Origin of the sequence: Luteibacter aegosomatis, from assembly GCF_023078455.1 — a bacterium.
GTDB lineage: Bacteria > Pseudomonadota > Gammaproteobacteria > Xanthomonadales > Rhodanobacteraceae > Luteibacter > Luteibacter aegosomatis.
Window position 1 is genome coordinate 3,970,745 of record NZ_CP095740.1, and the last position, 17,820, is coordinate 3,988,564.

At 69.1% G+C, this 17,820-nt stretch carries 20 protein-coding genes; 9 read left to right on the forward strand and 11 right to left on the reverse strand.

Annotated elements, in window-relative coordinates; translation table 11 throughout:
• Nucleotides 1-7: 7 nt before the first annotated feature.
• From L2Y94_RS17865 to L2Y94_RS17885, 5 genes are read right to left on the reverse strand one after another with little or no spacing between them, the layout of a single operon-like run.
• Nucleotides 8-1,129 carry a hypothetical protein gene (locus tag L2Y94_RS17865; protein ID WP_247370447.1) on the reverse strand — a complete coding sequence of 374 codons (1,122 nt, stop codon included), beginning with the start codon at nt 1,127-1,129 and terminating at the stop codon, nt 8-10.
• On the reverse strand, nt 1,126-2,064 hold the full coding sequence (locus L2Y94_RS17870; protein WP_247370465.1) for a glycosyltransferase: 939 nt from the start codon (nt 2,062-2,064) through the stop codon (nt 1,126-1,128). The genes L2Y94_RS17865 and L2Y94_RS17870 overlap by 4 nt, the downstream gene beginning before the upstream one ends.
• Entirely contained in the window at nt 2,061-3,317 is a 1,257-nt protein-coding gene (locus tag L2Y94_RS17875; protein WP_247370468.1) for an O-antigen translocase, read from the reverse strand. The genes L2Y94_RS17870 and L2Y94_RS17875 overlap by 4 nt, the downstream gene beginning before the upstream one ends.
• Nucleotides 3,314-4,444 carry a DegT/DnrJ/EryC1/StrS family aminotransferase gene (locus L2Y94_RS17880; RefSeq protein ID WP_247370471.1) on the reverse strand — a complete coding sequence of 377 codons (1,131 nt, stop codon included), beginning with the start codon at nt 4,442-4,444 and terminating at the stop codon, nt 3,314-3,316. The genes L2Y94_RS17875 and L2Y94_RS17880 overlap by 4 nt, the downstream gene beginning before the upstream one ends.
• A complete protein-coding gene (locus tag L2Y94_RS17885) occupies nt 4,429-4,866 on the reverse strand; it encodes a sugar 3,4-ketoisomerase (protein ID WP_247375312.1) in 438 nt (145 codons plus the stop codon). Before L2Y94_RS17885 ends, L2Y94_RS17880 begins: the two co-directional genes overlap by 16 nt.
• A gap of 171 nt (nt 4,867-5,037) precedes the next feature.
• Between L2Y94_RS17885 and L2Y94_RS17890 the strand changes: the two genes are divergently transcribed.
• The 7 genes from L2Y94_RS17890 (at nt 5,038) to L2Y94_RS17920 (ending at nt 10,754) form a co-directional block, all read left to right on the forward strand.
• Entirely contained in the window at nt 5,038-5,577 is a 540-nt protein-coding gene (locus L2Y94_RS17890) for a cytochrome b (protein ID WP_247370473.1), read from the forward strand.
• A 38-nt stretch (nt 5,578-5,615) separates the two neighbouring features.
• Nucleotides 5,616-6,968 carry a cytochrome C gene (locus tag L2Y94_RS17895; protein WP_247370476.1) on the forward strand — a complete coding sequence of 451 codons (1,353 nt, stop codon included), beginning with the start codon at nt 5,616-5,618 and terminating at the stop codon, nt 6,966-6,968.
• A 53-nt stretch (nt 6,969-7,021) separates the two neighbouring features.
• Nucleotides 7,022-7,420, forward strand: coding sequence for a c-type cytochrome (locus L2Y94_RS17900; protein WP_247375315.1), 399 nt, complete (start codon nt 7,022-7,024; stop codon nt 7,418-7,420).
• 27 nt (nt 7,421-7,447) lie between these two features.
• Nucleotides 7,448-8,203: a TorF family putative porin gene (locus L2Y94_RS17905; RefSeq protein ID WP_247370479.1), complete on the forward strand. Its 756-nt coding sequence runs from the start codon at nt 7,448-7,450 to the stop codon at nt 8,201-8,203.
• A 75-nt stretch (nt 8,204-8,278) separates the two neighbouring features.
• A complete protein-coding gene (locus L2Y94_RS17910; protein ID WP_247370482.1) occupies nt 8,279-8,857 on the forward strand; it encodes a sigma-70 family RNA polymerase sigma factor in 579 nt (192 codons plus the stop codon).
• The gene (locus L2Y94_RS17915) at nt 8,854-9,492 is read left to right on the forward strand and encodes a zf-HC2 domain-containing protein (RefSeq protein ID WP_247370485.1); all 639 of its coding nucleotides are present in this window, start codon (nt 8,854-8,856) and stop codon (nt 9,490-9,492) included. Before L2Y94_RS17910 ends, L2Y94_RS17915 begins: the two co-directional genes overlap by 4 nt.
• Entirely contained in the window at nt 9,489-10,754 is a 1,266-nt protein-coding gene (locus L2Y94_RS17920; RefSeq protein WP_247370487.1) for a S8 family serine peptidase, read from the forward strand. Before L2Y94_RS17915 ends, L2Y94_RS17920 begins: the two co-directional genes overlap by 4 nt.
• On the opposite strand, the gene L2Y94_RS17925 is transcribed toward L2Y94_RS17920, so the two are convergent.
• Nucleotides 10,744-10,944: a hypothetical protein gene (locus L2Y94_RS17925; protein WP_247370490.1), complete on the reverse strand. Its 201-nt coding sequence runs from the start codon at nt 10,942-10,944 to the stop codon at nt 10,744-10,746. The two genes, L2Y94_RS17920 and L2Y94_RS17925, sit on opposite strands and share 11 nt — an antisense overlap.
• 115 nt (nt 10,945-11,059) lie before the next feature.
• Between L2Y94_RS17925 and dusB the strand changes: the two genes are divergently transcribed.
• Both dusB and L2Y94_RS17935 read left to right on the forward strand, forming a co-directional pair.
• The gene (gene dusB, locus L2Y94_RS17930) at nt 11,060-12,043 is read left to right on the forward strand and encodes a tRNA dihydrouridine synthase DusB (RefSeq protein ID WP_247370493.1); all 984 of its coding nucleotides are present in this window, start codon (nt 11,060-11,062) and stop codon (nt 12,041-12,043) included.
• 104 nt (nt 12,044-12,147) lie between these two features.
• Entirely contained in the window at nt 12,148-13,068 is a 921-nt protein-coding gene (locus L2Y94_RS17935; RefSeq protein WP_247370496.1) for a glycosyltransferase family 2 protein, read from the forward strand.
• A gap of 31 nt (nt 13,069-13,099) precedes the next feature.
• Here the strand turns inward: L2Y94_RS17935 and L2Y94_RS17940 are convergent, their stop codons facing one another.
• From L2Y94_RS17940 to L2Y94_RS17960, 5 genes are read right to left on the reverse strand one after another with little or no spacing between them, the layout of a single operon-like run.
• Nucleotides 13,100-14,389: a dicarboxylate/amino acid:cation symporter gene (locus L2Y94_RS17940; protein ID WP_247370499.1), complete on the reverse strand. Its 1,290-nt coding sequence runs from the start codon at nt 14,387-14,389 to the stop codon at nt 13,100-13,102.
• 20 nt (nt 14,390-14,409) lie between these two features.
• Nucleotides 14,410-15,282 (reverse strand): amidohydrolase family protein, encoded by an 873-nt coding sequence (locus L2Y94_RS17945; RefSeq protein ID WP_247370501.1) that lies wholly within the window; start codon nt 15,280-15,282, stop codon nt 14,410-14,412.
• 6 nt (nt 15,283-15,288) lie between these two features.
• The gene (locus tag L2Y94_RS17950) at nt 15,289-15,981 is read right to left on the reverse strand and encodes a 4-carboxy-4-hydroxy-2-oxoadipate aldolase/oxaloacetate decarboxylase (RefSeq protein WP_247370504.1); all 693 of its coding nucleotides are present in this window, start codon (nt 15,979-15,981) and stop codon (nt 15,289-15,291) included.
• Nucleotides 15,978-16,700, reverse strand: coding sequence for a PIG-L deacetylase family protein (locus L2Y94_RS17955; RefSeq protein WP_247370506.1), 723 nt, complete (start codon nt 16,698-16,700; stop codon nt 15,978-15,980). The genes L2Y94_RS17950 and L2Y94_RS17955 overlap by 4 nt, the downstream gene beginning before the upstream one ends.
• Nucleotides 16,701-16,727: 27 nt before the next feature.
• A complete protein-coding gene (locus L2Y94_RS17960; RefSeq protein WP_247370523.1) occupies nt 16,728-17,810 on the reverse strand; it encodes a 4-oxalomesaconate tautomerase in 1,083 nt (360 codons plus the stop codon).
• Nucleotides 17,811-17,820 lie beyond the last annotated feature (10 nt).

The window sequence follows — 17,820 nt, forward strand, 5'->3', positions numbered from 1 at the left end:
CGACTCGTCAGGGAGGGAGGGTATGCAGGCGGCGATCGGGCAGCCACGCCGCGGCCAGTTGCATGAGCAGGCACAGGCCGATGAACCCGAAGTTCATCCAGATGAAGGCCTGCGGCGCGAACGGTGCCATCGCGCAGACGTACGCCATGCGCAGGAAGATCAGCAGGCCGAAGAACGACGGAGGTCCGCCGTGCAGCCGGCGCACGCTCCAGCGCATCAGCGCATAGAGCAGGCCGAACGCGGCCATCGCGAGCACGGGGCCTCCGGCCAGCAGGAACGGCAGGAACTCGGTGCCCACGTTCACGTTCGACGCATCCAGCGGCAGGGGCATCGCGACGCCGCCGCCAGGCAGCAGTTGTCCGAGCAGCACGGCTGGATCGCGGTAGCCCTTGGCGAGCATCGAGGCGAAGTTGTAAGGCCCGGCGGTGACGTAGAGCAGCAGCCACTGCACGCCCGCGGGGGCCTGCTTGTACAGCGGACCGAACGGCAAGAGCACCTGGGCGACGGAACCCGAGCGCAACATCCCCAGCACCGCGAACGCGCCGCAGCCGATGACGCCCAGCAGGAGGACGGCCTTCCACGGCACCGGCCGCCGTTCGTTCCGGCGCAGCAGCATCACGAGCGCCATGGAGAACAACGACGCGAATATCCGGTTGCGGTCGATCACCAGCACGGGGAACACCAGCCCGGCGATCACCAGGGCATGGCGGAGCACGCGCACGCGCGTGCAGAGCATGCCGATGACCGGCAGCGTCCAGCACATGTCGGCGATGCGCCGGATATGTTCGTGGCCGCCGGTCATGGTGGCGTAGGACCCTGGGTCGTGCAGCAGCGCGGCCGGGAACAGCGCGACATCGAGCAGGCAAAAGACGAACACCGCCAGGCCGAACGCGAGGCCGACGAAGCCCTCGCGCGTGCCGACGTAACTCCGGCCGCGGAAGACGGCACCGGACGGCACCCGGTCGTGCGACGCCAGGTCGACGACCAGCACTGCCACGGCTGCCAGCGCGAGCAGGACCACGCCGTCGCCGTAACCGGGCGGCAAGGCGTAAGTCGCCCAGGTAACGGCGCAGGACAGCAGCATCGGCCACGCGACGTAGGTCGACGGCAAGGCGATGGGCGCCCTCATACGCGCTCCGCCCGCGGATGCGGCCCCGGCAGGTGCAGGTACCAGCGAAGCCGCAGCGTCGCGTAACAGGCCAGGCGAACGGCCACGTGGCGGTACTGCGCCTGGAGGAAGGCGATCTTCGCACCGATGTAGTGGATCTGCGCGCGGAGCAGCGTGCGGGACGGTTCGTCGAACAGCGGCAGCCGCCGCATCGCCACGTCGCGCGATTCCTCCAGGTGCAGGATGCGCGTGGCCCGATGCTTCGTCTTGCTGATGTTGCGGCCGTGCAGCCGATAGGCGCAGACGCGCGCGTCGACGAAGCCCAGGGCGTCGCGCGCCGCGAGTCGGAGGAAGAGGTCCCAGTCGTCGATGCGCAGGCCTTCGGTCCAGCGCGCCACGGTTTCCAGCTCGCTGCGGCGAAGCAGCGTGACCGGTCCGCCCACCGCCCAACGCGAGATCACCGCGCGCCGGATGCCTTCGTCGCTGCGGTAATCGCGTTTGTCGGCCCGATGCAGGTCGCACATGCCGCTGTCGTGGATTTTCCGGCCGTCGCGGTCGACCACGATGGAATCGCCGATGACCGCGCCCTTGCGCGGATGCTCGTGAAGATAGCGAACGAGCGTGCGCAGTCCGCCGGGCAGGAAATAATCGTCGCTCGCGCCGATGCGCAACAGCTCGCCGCGAGCGCGCGCCGCCAGTTCGTTGAGCGTGGTGGCGATGCCGCGGTTGTCGCGCTGCACGAATTCGCAAGGCACCTCATGCCCGTGCCGCCCGATCCACGCCGCGATCCGCTCGGCCGTCTTGTCGGTCGAACCGTCGTCGATGATCACGATTTCCTTCGCCGGATAGGGGTCCTCCAGCACGCTGTCGAGGCACCGCTCGACGAAGTCCTCGTGGTTGTAGGCGGGGATGAGTATCGAGACCAACGGCGATTCGTCGGTCAGATGGCGGTTCATCGGGCGGCCCCTCCGAGGAAACGGCGCACCACGATCGAGTTGAACGCGAGGTACGCCAGGTAGTTGATCGCGAACGCGTACATCGCGCCGATGAGGCCGAAGCGCGCGCTGCACAGGTAGACCAGCGCCAGGTAGCTCGTCGCGAAGACGCATTCGGACACGACGTAGAGCCGGGTCATGGCCTTGGCGAGCATCAGGTACGACATCACGAAGGCCGCGATCTTGACCACGTCGCCCGCCAGCTGCGGCGCATAGAGATCGTTGGCGGCGGCGAATCCGCCGGTGAAGAGCAGGCGGGTGATGGCGTCGCGCGCGAGGTAGATGCCCAGCGCCATGGCGACCACGGCCGGCATCAGCCAGCGCCACGCCTGGCGCAGCTCCTGCCCGATGGCGTCCGGATCGCTCGTCGCCGCGAGGCGCGGCAGGTAATAGACGTTGATCGCGGTGGTGATGAACAGCAGGTAGGCATCGGAGACGCGCGTCACCGCCTGCCAGTAACCCACCTGTTCCCAGCCGAGCGACGCGGCGAGGTGGTCGCGCACGGCGATGTTCACCAGTGGCGGCAGCAGCGCGGACGTCAGCGACATGATCGAGAAGGCCGCGAGGCGCCGGGTCATCGTCGCGTCGAAGCGGACGCGCAGCATGCGCGTGCTGAAGTACGGGCTGCGCCACCACGCCGGCAGGCCCACCAGCAGCCAGAACAGCTGACCCAGCACGAGCGCGAGCAGCGCGCCGTACAGGCCGAACGCATGGGCCAGGCACAGGGCGAGCGCCACGCTGAGGATCGATCCGGCCACCTGGATGAAGGCCAGGCGGCGCACGTCCATGAAACCGTTGATCACGGCCAGCACGTAGTTCACCAGCGCGATGCCGATCAGCGCCACCGCGAGGATGCGGATCAGGCTGTCGTAGCCGGGGTCGCCCAGCAGCCAGGTCGCGAGCGGACGGCTGAACGGCCATGCCACGCAGCCCATCGCGCACGAGGCCGCGATGGCGTAACCGAGCGCCGAGGCGAGGAGGCGGGACAACCGCTCGGGATCGTCGCGGTATTCCGCCACGTATTTCACGATGCCCGCGTTGATGCCGCCGCCGGCGAACACCGCCAGCACGGACATGAGGCTCATGAACTGGCCGAGCCGGCCGACCCCGGCGGGCCCGGCGAGCCATGCGACGAGCTTGACCGTCACCAGCGCCGCGCCCAGGCGCGCCGCGGTACCGATGGCGGACCAGGCGCCGGCGCGCGCGATATTCATGGATCGGCCTCGAAGGCCATGCAGGCGTCGATGACGCGATCGATCGCGTCGGCGTCCAGCGTCGGTCCCATCGGCAGGCTCAGCACCTCGGCGCAGAGACGGTCGGTGATCGGCAACGCCACGTCCCATGCGCCCTCGTAGGCGCCCTGGCGGTGCGCGGGCACGGGATAGTGCACCAGCGTGTGCACGCCGGACTCGCGCAGGTGGCGCTGGAGGGCATCGCGCCGCGCGCAACGCACGACGAACAGGTGCCACGCATGCGCCTCGCCCGCCGCGACGTGCGGCAGGCCGATGGCGGGATGGCGGATGCCCTGGAGGTAACGGCGCGCGACCGCGCGGCGCGTCGCGACGTCCTCGTCCGCGTGCTCGAGCTTGACCCGCAGCATCGCCGCCTGGATCTCGTCCAGCCGCGAATTCACGCCGCGGTGCGGATGCCGGTACTTCACCTCCGAACCGTAGTTGCGCAGGGCCGCCACGCGCCGGGCCAGCCGCTCGTCGGAGGTGACGACGGCACCGCCGTCGCCCAGCGCGCCGAGGTTCTTCGACGGAAAGAAGCTGAAGCCCGCGGCGTCGCCGAACGCGCCCGCGCGCACGCCACCGCGCGTCGCGCCATGGGCCTGCGCGGCATCCTCGATCAGCAACAGGCCGTACCGCTTCGCGATGACGCCGAGCGCGGCCATGTCGGCGAGCTGTCCGTACAGGTGCACGGCGAGGATGGCGCGCGTGCGCGGACCGACGGCCGCCTCCACGCGCGCGGGATCGAGGTTGAACGTGGCCTCGTCGGGCTCGACCGGCACCGCGCGCAGGCCCGCCTCGTCGACGGCGAGGAAGCTGGCGATGAAGGTATTCGCCGGCACGATCACCTCGTCGCCGGGCGAAAGCTCGCCGAGATCGCGGTACGCCCGCAGGATCAGCGTGAGCGCGTCGAGACCGTTGCCCACGCCCAGTGCATGCCGCGTGCCGCACCATGCGGCGAATTCGCCTTCGAAGGCCTCCAGCTCCCTGCCCAGCACGTACCAGCCCGAATCGATGACGCGGGCCGCCGCGGCCTTGAGCGCGTCGGCGTGGCGTGCGTTCACCTCGCGCAGGTCGAGGAACGGCACCTCGTCGGTCAGCGTCCCGGCCATGCCACCACGGTCTCGGGATAGGCGGCGATCTGCGACTCGCGCAGGAACTGGTCGTACTCGGCGATGTAGTCGCCCGGATCGTACGGTTGGTCGGCGAGCACCATCAGCACGCAGTCGTCGCTGAAGTCGTACAGCTCGCGCCAGACCATGCGGCCGATCAGGAGACCCTGCGACGGATCGCTCAGGCGCGTTTCCACGGCACCGGTGCCGTCGTCGAGCATCACGGTGACCGAGCCGCGCACCGCCACGGCCATCTGCGTCAGCCGGCGATGCGCATGCTGGCCACGGCGCACGCCCTCGCGCGTGGCGAAAATGTAATAGACGCGCCGGATGTCGAACGGCACGTTGAGCTTCGGTTCCAGCGCCACGAGCATGCCCCGGCGGTCGCCGTGCGTCTCCAGCTGGATGCGTTCGATCTCCATGGTCATCGGTCCCGCGTGGCCGCGTCGCGACCGTCGAAGCTGAGTGCCGTGCCCGCCGTGCAAAGGTTGCATGCACGAGCGCACAACCTTTCGGAGCCTGCCAGGCACTCATCCGGTACGACGGCCCGACGCGGGCCCTCGCGGGGACACCACCAGAAGGGTTCGCAACGCATGGCTCGGGACACACGCGGCACCGCCACTCCCTATCCGCGGCCGATTCGCTGGCTGCACTGGCTCATGGCCCTGCTGGTGGTGGCCGGCGCGTGCGTGGCGCTGCTTCGCGAGGAAGTCTCCGGACGCGCCCTGCGCCTGTGGCTGCTCGAAGGCCATCGCCACATCGGCCTGCTCGTGTTGCTGCTGTTCGCCGTCCGTTTGGCATTGCGCCTCACCCTGCGCGGCGCGCCGCCCGTGCCGATGCCGGCCTTCCTCCGCCTCTGCGCAGGCTTCACCCACGCGCTGCTCTACGCGTTGCTGCTGGCCATGCCCCTGCTCGGCTGGGCGTTGAGTAGCGCCGCCGACCAGACCATCCATTTCTTCGGCTTCACCCTGCCCCACATCGTGGCCGCCGACGACGATCTCGCCGATCGCCTTCAGGCATGGCACGTCGACGTGGCCTGGGTGCTGCTCGGCGTGGCCTGCCTGCACGCGGGCGCCGCCCTCTGGCATCACCTCGTCCGCCGCGACGGCGTGCTTCGCCGCATGTGGCCATGACGGCCGCCACCCTTTCATCGACACGAGGAGTCGTACCCATGGGACCTTTTTCCTTCCGACGACGGGCACGCCGCCCCGGCCGCGCCGGCTGGGGGGCCGCCCTGGCGCTGCTGCTTTCGCTGGCGAGCCATGGCGCTCACGCCATTCCCGCCTTCGCCCGCCAGACCGGCGCTTCGTGCGCGGATTGCCATGCCGGTTCCTACGGTCCGGCGCTCACGCCCTACGGCATGCGCTTCAAGCTCGGCGGCTACACCGACACCGACGGCAAGGGCACCAAGATTCCGTTGTCGCTGCAACTGGTGGAGACCCACGTCGCCCCCGCGAAGGGCAGGGGTACCACCGACCTCACCGAAGGCGACCTGTTCATCGGCGGCCGCCTCACCGAGAACGTGGGCGGCATCGTCAAGGTGCAGGCCGTGCACACGGGCCACAACACCTACAACACGCAGTTGAGCAGCGTGGACGTGCGCTACGTCGCCAAGGAGCTCACCTTCGCCGGCAAGAGCGCGCTGGTCGGCGTCACCGTGAACAACAGCCCGGGCTTCCAGGATCCGATCGGCGCCTTCCCCGGCTTCTCGGGCATCTCGCAGGGCGGTCGCACCGGCACGCTGCTCAATCCGTCGGCGCCCAACGCGCTGAACAACCACGTGATCGGCGCATCGCTGTACACGGTATACGACAAGGTGTGGTACGCCGAGGCGGGCACGTACCGCTCGCTCTCGCAGGAAGGCCAGGACAAGCTCGGTTTCAGCCCCGGCTCCGATCCCGGTCACCTGAGCAACACCGGTTATTTCCGCCTCGCCTACATGAAGGACATGCGCAAGCAATTCTTCTCCGCCGGCGTGGTCGCGCTCACCACCAAGCGCCGGCTCCCGCGTGCCGCCCCCACCGACGAACTGAACGATTACGGCTACGACCTCACCTATCAGTACCTGGGCAACCGCGAACACATCCTCCAGGCCAGCTACGTCAACATCTACGAACACCGTCACTTCGGCAGCCGCCCGGCCAATCCGCTCGAGCCGGGCACGCTGGCCCCGGCGCACGGCTCGGCGCGCGACGAGATCATGTCGGCCACGTACACGTTCAGGCAGACCTACGGCATCACGGTGTCGCACCTGCGCGGCACCGGCTCCGACGATCCCGCCCGCTATTCCCCCGTGCTGCCCGACCCGGACGCCACGACGAATTTCTTCACGATCTTCTGGGCGCCGTTCGGCAAGGACGATGCATGGATCACCAAGGGCAACCTCAAGCTGGCCGCGACCTGGTTCCGCACCCTGCGCCTGAACGGACGAAGCTCGAACATCTTCGGCGCACCCCCGGGCGTCCAGCCGCTCAACGCCAAGGACATCAACGGCTTCGTGGTCACCGCCAGCCTCGCGTTCTGATGCCCTCCCCGTTTTCGACGTCCCGAGCCCAACGAAGGAAATCCAGCGTGACGATGCTCCCTACCCGCCCCCTGCCCGCGCGCCTCGCCGCCGCGGGCGCCCTCCTCCTCGGCACGCTGCTGGCCTCGCCCGCCAGCCGTGCCGGCGACGCCGCGGCCGGCAAGGACGTGTTCAAGTCCGAATGCGCCGAATGCCACAGCGTGAAGGAGGGAACGAACAAGAAAGGCCCCAGCCTGTTCGGTATCGTCGGCCGCAAGGCCGGTTCCATCGGCGACTTCAACTACTCCGACGCGATGCGCAACAGCGGAAAGACCTGGACCCCCGACGAGCTCCACGGTTATCTCTCGCAACCGGCGAAGCAGGCCGTTGCCGGCTCGAAAATGAAATACGATGGCCTGGACAACGCCAAGGATCTCGACGACCTGCTGTCGTACCTGGCGACCCTGAAATGATCCAGGCAACGGGCCGACCGCGATTCCATGACGGCTGACATCCGGCCTTCCCGAGACGTCCGCGAAGGCACGGCGACACGCCGTGCCCTCGTGCTGTTCGCCGCCCTGGCCTCCCTGCCGGGCGTGGCATGCGCGGACGACTGGGCGGCCACCGTGGCGGTCAGCTCGCAGTTGGTCGATCGCGGCATCCCCATTTCCGCGCCCGGCCCGGTGGCCCAGGGCGCGGTGAACTGGTTCACGCCGTCCGGATGGTCGTTCGGCGCCTCGGCCAGCTACCAGACACGGCCCGTGGGGCGGGTCGCGGAAACCCTGCTGCAGGGCGCCAAGGCCTGGCGGATCGACGACGACTGGCAGGCGCAGGCGTCCGCGCTCTACTACCGCTACCCGGACAACCCGGCCTGGCGCGCGTTCGAACGCGTGGAACTGGGCGGCACGGTGATCTTCCGCGACGTGCTCACCGTGGGACTCAGCGCCGCCGAACGCCTGCACGGTGGCGGCACGCCACGTGGCGCCCTCGACGTGGGCCTGCGCTGGCCGCTGGGCGACCATCTCTCCCTCGCCGCCGGTGCCGGCGTGGCCCGCTACCTGGTGGCGCCGTACCATTACTACGACGGCCAACGCGTCGGCACCGGATCGACCAGCTACGCCTATGGCCATGCGGGCCTCGCCTGGACCGACGGGGCCTGGCGCGTGGAGGTGCTCCGCGTGATGGCCGACCGCGACCGCCGGCCGTTCGAGCGCGAGGCCTCGCCCTGGCTCGCCACGGTGGCCCGCAGCTTCTGATGCCCGGAGGGCATCGGCAACTTTTTCCCCTCGCGTGGGTACTCACGAGTCCGAGAACCACGCCGTGACCCCTTCATGAGCCAGGCCGACACCGAACCCACAGACCGCATCCTGTTGCAGCGCATGGCCGCTGGCGACCGCGCCGCGCTGTCCACGATGTACCGCGCCTACCACGGGCGGCTCACGCGTTTCCTCAACCGCCTCACGCGGCGGGCCGACATCATCGAGGAAGTGATCAACGACTGTTTCTGGATCGTCTGGCAGAAGGCCGGCACGTTCCAGGGCGACTCGCGGGTCTCCACCTGGATCATGGGCATCGCCTATCGCTGCGGCCTGAAATCGCTGCGCCAGCACGGCAGCGAACCCGTCGACGAGGACAGCGTGCCGGAGGACCGCGTGCCGTCGCACGATCCGGGCGAAGATCGCGAAATGCGCGACTGGCTGGGCCGCGGCCTCGACCGCCTGTCGCCCGAGCAGCGCGTGGTGGTCGAACTGGTCTACGGCATCGGGCACAGCCTCGACGACGTCGCCGCGATCATGCAGTGCCCCGTCGGTACCGTGAAGGCGCGCCTGTTCCACGCGCGGGTGAAACTGCGCAACCTGCTACCGGGCCTGGCCGGCGAAACGGCCACGTCCAAGGAGAAACTGTCATGACCCGCCCCACCCCAGACGGCACCGAGTGCGCCCGCGCCTGGGAAGCCATGCCCTGGGTGCTCCAGGAGAGCGCCGACGCCTCGCAGAAGGCCTGGTTCGCCGAACACCTGGCGGGCTGCGCGGACTGCCGCCGTGAATTCGAACTGCAGGAACGCCTGCACCTGGCCATGTCGCTCGACCCCATCGTCGAGCCCGATCCCGAGGTGGGCCTGCGCCGCCTGCTCGCCCGCATCGACGCCGACGATCCGCAGCGCGCCCCCGTGCGCAAGGTCGCCAACGGTTCGTGGGTGGTCCGCCTGCTCGCGGCCGCCGTGCTCGTCCAGGCGGTGGGCATCGGCGTGCTCGGCATGAAGCTGTGGACCAACGACCATTCGCCCGCCAGCTATCGCACCCTCAGTTCGCCGTCGGCGCCCGCGCCGGCCGGTGCCCTGCACGTGGTGCCGGAGAAGAGCATGAGCGTGGACCGCTGGAACACGCTGCTCCGCGACCAGCACCTGAGCGTGGTCGGCGGTCCCAACAGCGTGGGCGCCTATACCGTCGTCTCCGACGATGCGCAGGCGTCCCAGGCCGACGTGATCAAGCGCTTGCACGGCGCGGGCATCCGCTTCGCCGAACCGGCCACGGGCTCGCCATGAACCTCTTCCGCGTGGCGCTGGCCATCGCGCTGGCGGCGGCACCGTTCTGCACCATCGCAAGCCCGGCGCAGGACGACGTGCAGCCGCCCGACGGCGTCACCGGCATGGACGCCACGCGCGATATCGTGCTCGCCGTCGACAACCCGCTCGCGCCGGCGCCGCCGCATGCCGGTTCCAGCCTCATCGGCTACGCGCCGCCGCCCACCTACGGCGCGGGGCAGCGCGCCCGCTCGCTGCTGGCCGACCTGCGCAAGCGCTACGGCTGGAACGAGATGGGCGGCTGGCCCATCCGCGCGCTCGGCCTTTACTGCATCGTGCTGCGTCCGCCGGCCGGCATCGATCGCGACGCATTGATCGCCGACCTGGGCAAGGACGACCGCGTGCGGCTGGCGCAGCCGTTGCAGGATTACACCGTCTACGCCTCGCCGACGACCGAGCCGGAACATCACTACAACGATCCCTACACCGACCTCCAACACGGCTTCGTCGACACGCAAGCGGCCATCGCGCACGCGGTGACCCAGGGCAACGGCGTGCACGTGGCCATCGTCGACACGGGGGCGGATACCGCGCATCCCGACCTCGCCGGGCACGTCACCGTGGCCGGCGACGCGGTCAGTCCCAACGACCCCGCGTTCGCCGACGATCGCCACGGCACCGAGGTGGCCGGCGTGATCGCCGCGGTGGGCGACAATCACCAGGGCATGGTGGGGATCGCACCGAAGGCGAAGCTCAGCGTCTACAAGGCCTGCTGGTATCCCGACCCCAAGGGCGGCGCGCGCTGCAACTCGTTCACCCTCGCCAAGGCGCTCGGCGCCGTCGGCGACACCGACGCACGCATCGTCAACCTCAGCCTGGGTGGTCCGGCCGATCCCTTGCTGGGCAAGTTGCTGTCGCATCTGATCGCGCAGGGCCGCATCGTGATCGCCGCGCTACCTCCCGACGGCGACTCCCTGGGTTTCCCGGACAGCGCGCCCGGCGTGATCGTGGTGCGCTCCACCGCGAACACGCCCGCGCCGAAAGGCGTGCTCAGCGCGCCGGGCAACGACATCCTCACCACCCAGCCAGGCGGCGGCTACGATTTCACCTCGGGTTCGTCGATGGCCACCGCGCACGTGAGCGGCATCGTCGCCCTGCTGCTGGCGGTGTCGCCCGACATCGACGCCAAGCGCGTGCACGACGTGCTGCTCGACACCAGCACGCTCACCCACGGCATGCTCCAGGTGAACGCCGCCGCGGCGGTCGAGGCGATCAGGCGCTGAACGGACGGAACATGCGGCAGAAGGTCGAGCGTTGCCGGTGGGCCGGACACGGGTCGCCCCCGGCGTGATCGACACGGGTGGCCTTCACCAGGACCTCGGAGGGCCGGGCCTCCGGCGCCCTGGCGACGGCACAGCCCAGCGCCAGCACCAGGCCCGCGATGAGCGCGATGGATGTCCTTGCGGTCCGCATGCCCTGGCTCCCTTGGCCTTCGTCGCCTCCGACCATAGGGGTCCGGTGGAGAACGGGCAATACCCCGGATGGGGCAATACCGGCCCTACGGATGGCTTGGGTGTAAAATCGCCCGATGCGCATCGGCCCCTACGCCATCGCGCCCGCCGTGGTCCTCGCCCCCATGGCCGGCGTCACCGACAAGCCGTTCCGACTCCTGTGCAAGCGCATGGGGGCGGGCCTTGCCGTGTCCGAGATGACCACCGCCGACCCGCGCCTGTGGAACACGCGAAAGTCGCTGCGCCGCATGGACCACGACGGTGAGCCCGAGCCGGTCAGCGTGCAGATCGCCGGCTACGACCCGGGCATGCTCGCCGAGGCGGCGCGCTACAACGCCGACAACGGCGCGCAGATCGTCGACATCAACATGGGCTGTCCCGCCAAGAAGGTCTGCAACGTGTGGTCGGGCTCGGCCCTGCTGCAGGACGAGCCCCTGGTGGCACGCATCCTCCACGCCGTGGTGAAGGCGGTGGACGTGCCCGTCACGCTGAAGATCCGCACCGGCTGGGACCGCGAGCACCGCAACGCGCTCACCATCGCGCGCATCGCCGAAGACGCCGGCATCGCGGCGTTGTCGGTGCACGGCCGCACCCGCGCCGACAAGTACGAAGGCGAGGCCGAGTACGCCACCATCGCGGCGGTGAAGAGCAGCGTGTCCATCCCCGTGCTCGCCAACGGCGACATCGTCGACCCGGCGAAGGCGCGCGAGGTACTCCGCCTCACCGGCGCCGACGCCGTGATGATCGGCCGCGGCGCGCAGGGCCGTCCGTGGATCTTCCGCGAGATCGCGCACCATCTGGCGACCGGCGGCTTCCTGCCCGAGCCCTCGCCCGCCGAGGTACGCGACATCCTCGTCGGTCACCTAGAGCATCTTTACGCGTTCTACGGCGAGACGATGGGCGTGCGCATCGCGCGCAAGCACCTGGGGTGGTACGCGAAGGATCGTCCCGAGAACGCGGCGTTCCGTCAGGTGGTGAATCGTGCGGAAGACGCAGCGACGCAGTTGCGGCTGACGCGGGACTACTTCGACGCGCTGTCGGCCGACCTCAAGGCCGCATGAGCGTTTCGCGGGCTTCGGACGCCCGGCGGTAGGCACGACAACCTTCCCGCGCCGAACCGTCACTTACGCCGATACACCGTCTCCGTTGCCGGATCCGCGTACGCATGGCCTCCCCCGCCGTTTCGATCATCCTGCCGACGTACAACCGCACGGACTACCTGCGCGAGGCCATCGCCTCGGCCATCGGGCAGACGTTCGACGACTGGGAGATGATCGTCGCCGACGACGGCTCGTCGGAGGACACCCGTGCCTACCTGCGGTCGCTCGACGATCCGCGTATTACCGTACTTTGGCTTCCCCATACCGGCGTCCCGTCGATCGGACGCAACGCCGCCATCCACCAGGCCCGGGGACGTTACCTGGCCTTCCTCGACTCGGACGACCGTTGGCGACCGACCAAGCTCGCCAGGCAACTCGACGCGCTGCGCGGCTCGCCCGATTGCCGGTGGAGCTATACCGCGGCGGACGTGATCCAGCCCGATGGCCGCCCCTTTCCACGTGGCGAACTCGCACCCTGGGTAGCGCACGCAGGCGACGTCACCGAGCGCCTGCTCACGATCGAGGCCGCCATCGCCATCGACACGGTCATGGCCGAACGGCGCCTGGTGCTGGACGTGGGCGGCTTCGACGAAGGGCAACGATTCGGCGAAGACTACGACCTCTATGTGCGTCTCGCGCTACGCAGTCCCGTCGTCGCCGTCGACGAACCCCTGGCGGTGGTCCGTGCGGGTGACGGCTCCAATTACAGCGCGAACCGCACCCTGGCCTACGAAGGTTGGGTCCAGCTCTATGCGAGATACGCCGCTACCCTTCCCACCCGACGCCTGAGGGCCGTGGCCCGGCGCCGCCGCGCCGAAAGCCTGCTGGTGCTGGCACGGCTCCATACCGGATCGGGTCAGCCGAGGCATGCCTTGCGCACGCTGTGGCGTGGCATGCCCGGTGCGATGCTCGCCTTTCTTCCGTGGAGCTGGCGGGCCGGCAAGGAAGTCGTGCGCGCGGGCCGGGCGGCAATGGCCCGACGCTGAGCGAATACGCTCCCGCCGGCAGGCCGGCGGCTCACCGCCGCGACAGCACCGCGTCGAGTTTCGTCCGATCCAACTCCCTCTCCCACGCGCACACCACGATCGCCGCGACGCCGTTGCCGACGAGGTTGGTCATGGCCAGCCCCGTGCCGAGGAAGCGGTGGATGCCCAGGATCAGCACCATGCCCGCGACCGGTACCACCGGCACCACGCTCAGGGTGGACGCCAGCATCACCAGCGCGGCGCCGGCCACGCCGCTGGCACCCTTGGAGGTGAGCATGCCGACGATGGCCACGGTGATCTGCTGCTGCAGCGTCAGGTCGATGTTCAGCGCCTGCGCGATGAACAGGATCGCCATGGTCAGGTAGATGTTGGTGCCGTCGAGGTTGAACGAGTAGCCGGTCGGCACGACCAGGCCCACGGTTTCCTTCGGACAGCCGAGGTCCTCCATCTTGCGCATGAGCGGCGCGAGCACCACCTCCGACGAGCTCGTGCCCAGCACGATCAGCAGCTCGTCGCGGATGTAGCCGCAGAAACGGATGATGCTGAAACCCGCGATGCGCGCGACGATGCCGAGGATGAGCACCACGAACAGGATGCACACCACGTAGAAGCTGCCGATCAGTTCCATCAGCGGCACCAGCGAGACCACGCCGTACTTGCCGATGGTGAAGGCCATGGCGCCGAACGCACCGATCGACGACACGCCGGTGATGTAGTGCACGATCTTGAAGAACACCTGCGCGCCGGCCTCGATCACGTCGTAGACCGGCTTGCCGCGCTCGCCGATCGCGGCGAGCGCGCAACCGAACAGCACCGAGACCAGCAGGATCGACAGTACGTCGCCCTTGGCGAACGCGTTGACGAAGGTGGTGGGAATGATCGACAGGACGAACTGGATCGACTCGATATTGTGGCCCTGCGCCACGAGGTTGCCGATCTCCCCCGACTTCAACGTGGACGGGTCCACGTCGAAGCCCGTGCCCGGATGGAACACGTGGCCGGCCACCAGCCCGAAGAACAGCGCGACGGTGGAGATGACCTCGAAATACAGCAGCGCCTTGCCGCCGACGCGGCCGACCTTGCGCATGTCGCGCATGCCGGCGATGCCGGTCACCACCGTGCAAAAGATGATCGGGCCGATCACCATGCGGATGAGCGAGATGAAGGCATCGCCCAGCGGCTTCATCGCCACCGCGTACCTCGGCGAGAGGTAACCGAGGATCACGCCGATGACCACCGCCACCAGCACCTGGACGTAGAGCTGCCGGTAGAAGGGCTTGCGCGGCGTCGCCGGCGGGAGGTGGGCGGTGGTATCGGGCATGGGGAGACTCGGTGGGTAGATCAGGCGAAGTCGTACAGGCGCGCGGGATTGTCGACGAGCAGCTTCCGGCGCAGCCCTTCGTCGGGGCAGAAACGGAACATCAGGTCGACGAGCTCGCCGTCGTTGGGCATGTCCTTGGAGATGTTCGGATGCGGGAAGTCCGTGCCCCACAGCACGCGGTCGGGCGCGGTGTCGATCAGCGCCTGCGCGAACGGGATGGCATCGTCGAACGGACGCTTGCCCACCGACACGCGCTCGGCGCCGCACACCTTGACCCAGGCCAGCGGATTGTCGCGCATCAGCGCCACCAGGAGGCGGAACGGTGCCTGGTCCAGGCCCTTGGCGGCCTGCACGCGGGCCATGTGGTCGATCACGAAGGGTACCTTGATCTTCGCCAGCACGTCGTCGTTGAGTTCGACGATGTCCTGGGCGTCGAGGTGCAGCACGACGTGCCAGCCCATCTGGGCCACCTTGTCGAGCACGCGCCAGAACACCTTCATGTCCGGGCGGCCGCCCAGGTGCTGCACGAAGTTGAAGCGCACGCCGCGCACGCCGCCCTCGTCGAGTGCTTCGAGGCCCCGTTCGTCGATGCCGTCGTCGACGATGGCCACGCCGCGGTAGCGACCGTCGCCCCGGGCGATGGCGTCGATCATCGCGGTGTTGTCGGTGCCGTGGCAGCTCGCCTGCACGATCACGCCGCGCTGGAGGCCGAGGAAGTCGTGCAGCTTCAGCAGGTGCTCGTAGGGGGCGTCGGGCGGGGTGTAGCTGCGGTCCGGGGCGTAGGGGAAGACGTCGGCCGGGCCGAAGACGTGGCAATGGGCGTCGCAGGCATTCGGCGGCAGCGCGTGCCGCGGCTTGACGGGATTCGGGTCGGGAGGGAGGCAGCTCTTCATGGCTCTTCAGTCGTTCGGGAGGTCGTCGATGTAGCGCAAGCCGGCGTCGGCCAGCTTCGGGCGCATGTCGTAGATGTCGAGGCCCAGTTCGCCCGCGGCGAGGCGCTCGCGCTTGGATTCCTCGTTGAGCGCGCGCTTGCGCGCGGCGGCGATGGCGGTATCGACGGCGGCGTGGGCCACCACCACCACGCCATCGTCGTCGGCCACGATGGCGTCGCCCGGCTTCACCAACTGGCCGCCGATCACCACCGGCACGTTGACCGAGCCAAGCGTGGCCTTCACGGTGCCGCGCGCGTGCACGGCGCGGGCCCAGACGGGAAAGCCCATCTTGCGCAGTTCGGCGCTGTCGCGCACGCCGGCGTCGATCACCAGGCCGACCACGCCACGCGACATCAACGAGGTGGCGAGCAGGTCGCCGAACATGCCGTCGGTGTTCTCCGTCGTGCAAGCCACCACCAATACGTCACCGGGACGGCACTGCTCCACCGCCACGTGCAGCATCCAGTTGTCGCCGGGCTGGGCGAGCACCGTCACCGCCGAACCGGCCACGCAGGCGTCGCGCTGGATCGGCGCGATCGGCGGCTGCAGCAGGCCGATGCGGCCCTGCGCCTCGTGTACCGTCGCCACGCCCATCGAACCCAGCGACTGCGCCTGCTCGGGGGTGATCGACGGACGGTTGCGAACGACGACGCCGATCATGCCAGCGTGCCCTGCGTCACGTGCGGGAACACGCGCTGGTAGGCTTCGGCATAGGTGATCTTGAAGTCGGAGTTGCGCGTGGCCTGCGCGCCGCGCTGGAGGCCGACGCGCGTGTAGTACTCCCACAGGTGCTCCTGCGCGCGCATCGTTTCGAAGGCGGCCTTCTTCTTGTCCCACACCGAGGTGATGTCGAGGAACAGTTCCGGCTTCCACTCGCACTGTTCCGGCTGGTGCGGTTCGAACAGGAACACGGGCGGCGCGCCGATCACCGGCACCTCCGGATCGTGGCCATGGGCCTGGGCGACCACGCGGGCCTCCTGGGCGACGTGCGTGGCCAGCGGATGGTCGAAGTTGTACGGGTCCTTCAGCGAGTGGCTCAGCACGAAAGACGGACGCAGCTCGCGATAGACCTTGGCCAGGTGGAACACCACGTCGAGGTCGGCGCGCATCGGGTAGTCGCCGATGTCGAGGAATTCCACGCTGGCACCGAGGATGCCGGCGGCTTCCTCGGCTTCGCGGCGGCGATCGGTCTTTACCTTTTCCATCGTCATGCCCGGCTGGCGCCACAGTTTGGCGGACTCGCCACGCTCGCCGAACGACAGGCAGACGATGTGCACTTTCCAGCCTTTCTCGGCGTGCAGCGCGATGGCGCCGCCGGCTCGCCAGACGAAGTCGGCGGAATGGGCGCTCACGACGAGCGCGGTGCGGTTCTCGGACATGGGGGACTCCGTGGGAAAAGGGAGGGATCAGGCGGACGGACCGGCCCAGATCGAGGGAGAGACGGGCACGCTGCCACGCATCAGCAGGCGCGCGGTGCGCAACAGGGCGGCGCGCACGACGCGGTCGCCCTCCAGGCCGAGTTCGACGCTGAACTCGCCCGTGGGATGTTCGATGGACAGGGTGCGCGAGTCGCCCTCCCCCGGCGACGCCACGTCGTGGGCGACCGTGCCCGGCAGCACCGCCGCGGTGGCGACGGTGACGGCACCCAGCACGCCGATGGACGTGTGCACGTCTTTCGGGATGAAGGTGCGCGTGCCGATCGCGCCGCCGTGCGCGGCCTTCGACACGAGCGTGATCTTGGGTACCGGCTTCTTCGTCACGTCGCCGAGATTCATCAGCGGGCCGGCCTTCAGTCGCAGCGCTTCGATGCGCGCCTTGAGCGCGGCGTCGGCGTCGAGGTCGGCAGGCGATTCGTCGCCGCGCACGCCGAGGGCGGCGGCGTTGACGATCATCACCGGCATACCGTTGTCGATCAGCGTCACTTCCACGCCGTCGATCGTGTCGCGCAGGTTTCCCGTGGGCAGCAGGCTGCCGGCCAGCGAGCCTTCGGTGTCGAGGAAACCGCAGGTCACCGGTGCCGCGGGGCGCGGTACGCCGTCGATCCGCGCCTCGCCGTCGTACCGCGGGCGCCGGTCGGGCGTGAGGATGGTGATCTCGGCGACCACGCCGGTATTCACCGTGCGCACGCGACGCGTGGTGGTGCCTTCGTCGGCCCGCAGCAGGCCCGCCTCGATCGCCGCCGGCAAGGCGGCCGCGAGCATGTTGCCGCAGTTGGGGGTGGTGTCGACCGAGGCGTCGGCGATGCCGACCTGGCCGAACAGGAAATCGAGGTCGGCGGCATCGTCGGCCGGGATGGACAGGATGCCGACCTTGCTGGTGAGCGACTTGGCGCCGCCCAGCCCGTCGATCTGGCGGTCGTCCGGCGAGCCCATGGCGGTGAGGATCACCGCGTCGCGGGTCGCCGTGTCGGCGGGAAGGTCTCCGGCGAGGAAGAACGGCCCCTTGGAGGTGCCGCCGCGCATGTACCAGCAGGGAATTTCGTAGGACATCGGTCGATAC

Excerpts from the sequence above, each read along its gene's own strand:
- L2Y94_RS17910 (WP_247370482.1), top strand. The coding sequence starts at position 8,279 with ATGAGCCAGGCCGACACCGAACCCACAGACCGCATCCTGTTGCAGCGC.
- L2Y94_RS17940 (WP_247370499.1), bottom strand. The coding sequence starts at position 14,389 with ATGCCCGATACCACCGCCCACCTCCCGCCGGCGACGCCGCGCAAGCCC.
- L2Y94_RS17875 (WP_247370468.1), bottom strand. The coding sequence starts at position 3,317 with ATGAATATCGCGCGCGCCGGCGCCTGGTCCGCCATCGGTACCGCGGCG.
- L2Y94_RS17945 (WP_247370501.1), bottom strand. The coding sequence starts at position 15,282 with ATGAAGAGCTGCCTCCCTCCCGACCCGAATCCCGTCAAGCCGCGGCAC.
- L2Y94_RS17885 (WP_247375312.1), bottom strand. The coding sequence starts at position 4,866 with ATGGAGATCGAACGCATCCAGCTGGAGACGCACGGCGACCGCCGGGGC.
- L2Y94_RS17960 (WP_247370523.1), bottom strand. The coding sequence starts at position 17,810 with ATGTCCTACGAAATTCCCTGCTGGTACATGCGCGGCGGCACCTCCAAG.
- L2Y94_RS17895 (WP_247370476.1), top strand. The coding sequence starts at position 5,616 with ATGGGACCTTTTTCCTTCCGACGACGGGCACGCCGCCCCGGCCGCGCC.
- L2Y94_RS17920 (WP_247370487.1), top strand. The coding sequence starts at position 9,489 with ATGAACCTCTTCCGCGTGGCGCTGGCCATCGCGCTGGCGGCGGCACCG.
- L2Y94_RS17890 (WP_247370473.1), top strand. The coding sequence starts at position 5,038 with ATGGCTCGGGACACACGCGGCACCGCCACTCCCTATCCGCGGCCGATT.
- L2Y94_RS17905 (WP_247370479.1), top strand. The coding sequence starts at position 7,448 with ATGACGGCTGACATCCGGCCTTCCCGAGACGTCCGCGAAGGCACGGCG.
- L2Y94_RS17900 (WP_247375315.1), top strand. The coding sequence starts at position 7,022 with ATGCTCCCTACCCGCCCCCTGCCCGCGCGCCTCGCCGCCGCGGGCGCC.
- L2Y94_RS17880 (WP_247370471.1), bottom strand. The coding sequence starts at position 4,444 with ATGGCCGGGACGCTGACCGACGAGGTGCCGTTCCTCGACCTGCGCGAG.
- L2Y94_RS17950 (WP_247370504.1), bottom strand. The coding sequence starts at position 15,981 with ATGATCGGCGTCGTCGTTCGCAACCGTCCGTCGATCACCCCCGAGCAG.
- L2Y94_RS17955 (WP_247370506.1), bottom strand. The coding sequence starts at position 16,700 with ATGTCCGAGAACCGCACCGCGCTCGTCGTGAGCGCCCATTCCGCCGAC.
- L2Y94_RS17870 (WP_247370465.1), bottom strand. The coding sequence starts at position 2,064 with ATGAACCGCCATCTGACCGACGAATCGCCGTTGGTCTCGATACTCATC.
- dusB (WP_247370493.1), top strand. The coding sequence starts at position 11,060 with ATGCGCATCGGCCCCTACGCCATCGCGCCCGCCGTGGTCCTCGCCCCC.
- L2Y94_RS17935 (WP_247370496.1), top strand. The coding sequence starts at position 12,148 with ATGGCCTCCCCCGCCGTTTCGATCATCCTGCCGACGTACAACCGCACG.
- L2Y94_RS17925 (WP_247370490.1), bottom strand. The coding sequence starts at position 10,944 with ATGCGGACCGCAAGGACATCCATCGCGCTCATCGCGGGCCTGGTGCTG.
- L2Y94_RS17915 (WP_247370485.1), top strand. The coding sequence starts at position 8,854 with ATGACCCGCCCCACCCCAGACGGCACCGAGTGCGCCCGCGCCTGGGAA.
- L2Y94_RS17865 (WP_247370447.1), bottom strand. The coding sequence starts at position 1,129 with ATGAGGGCGCCCATCGCCTTGCCGTCGACCTACGTCGCGTGGCCGATG.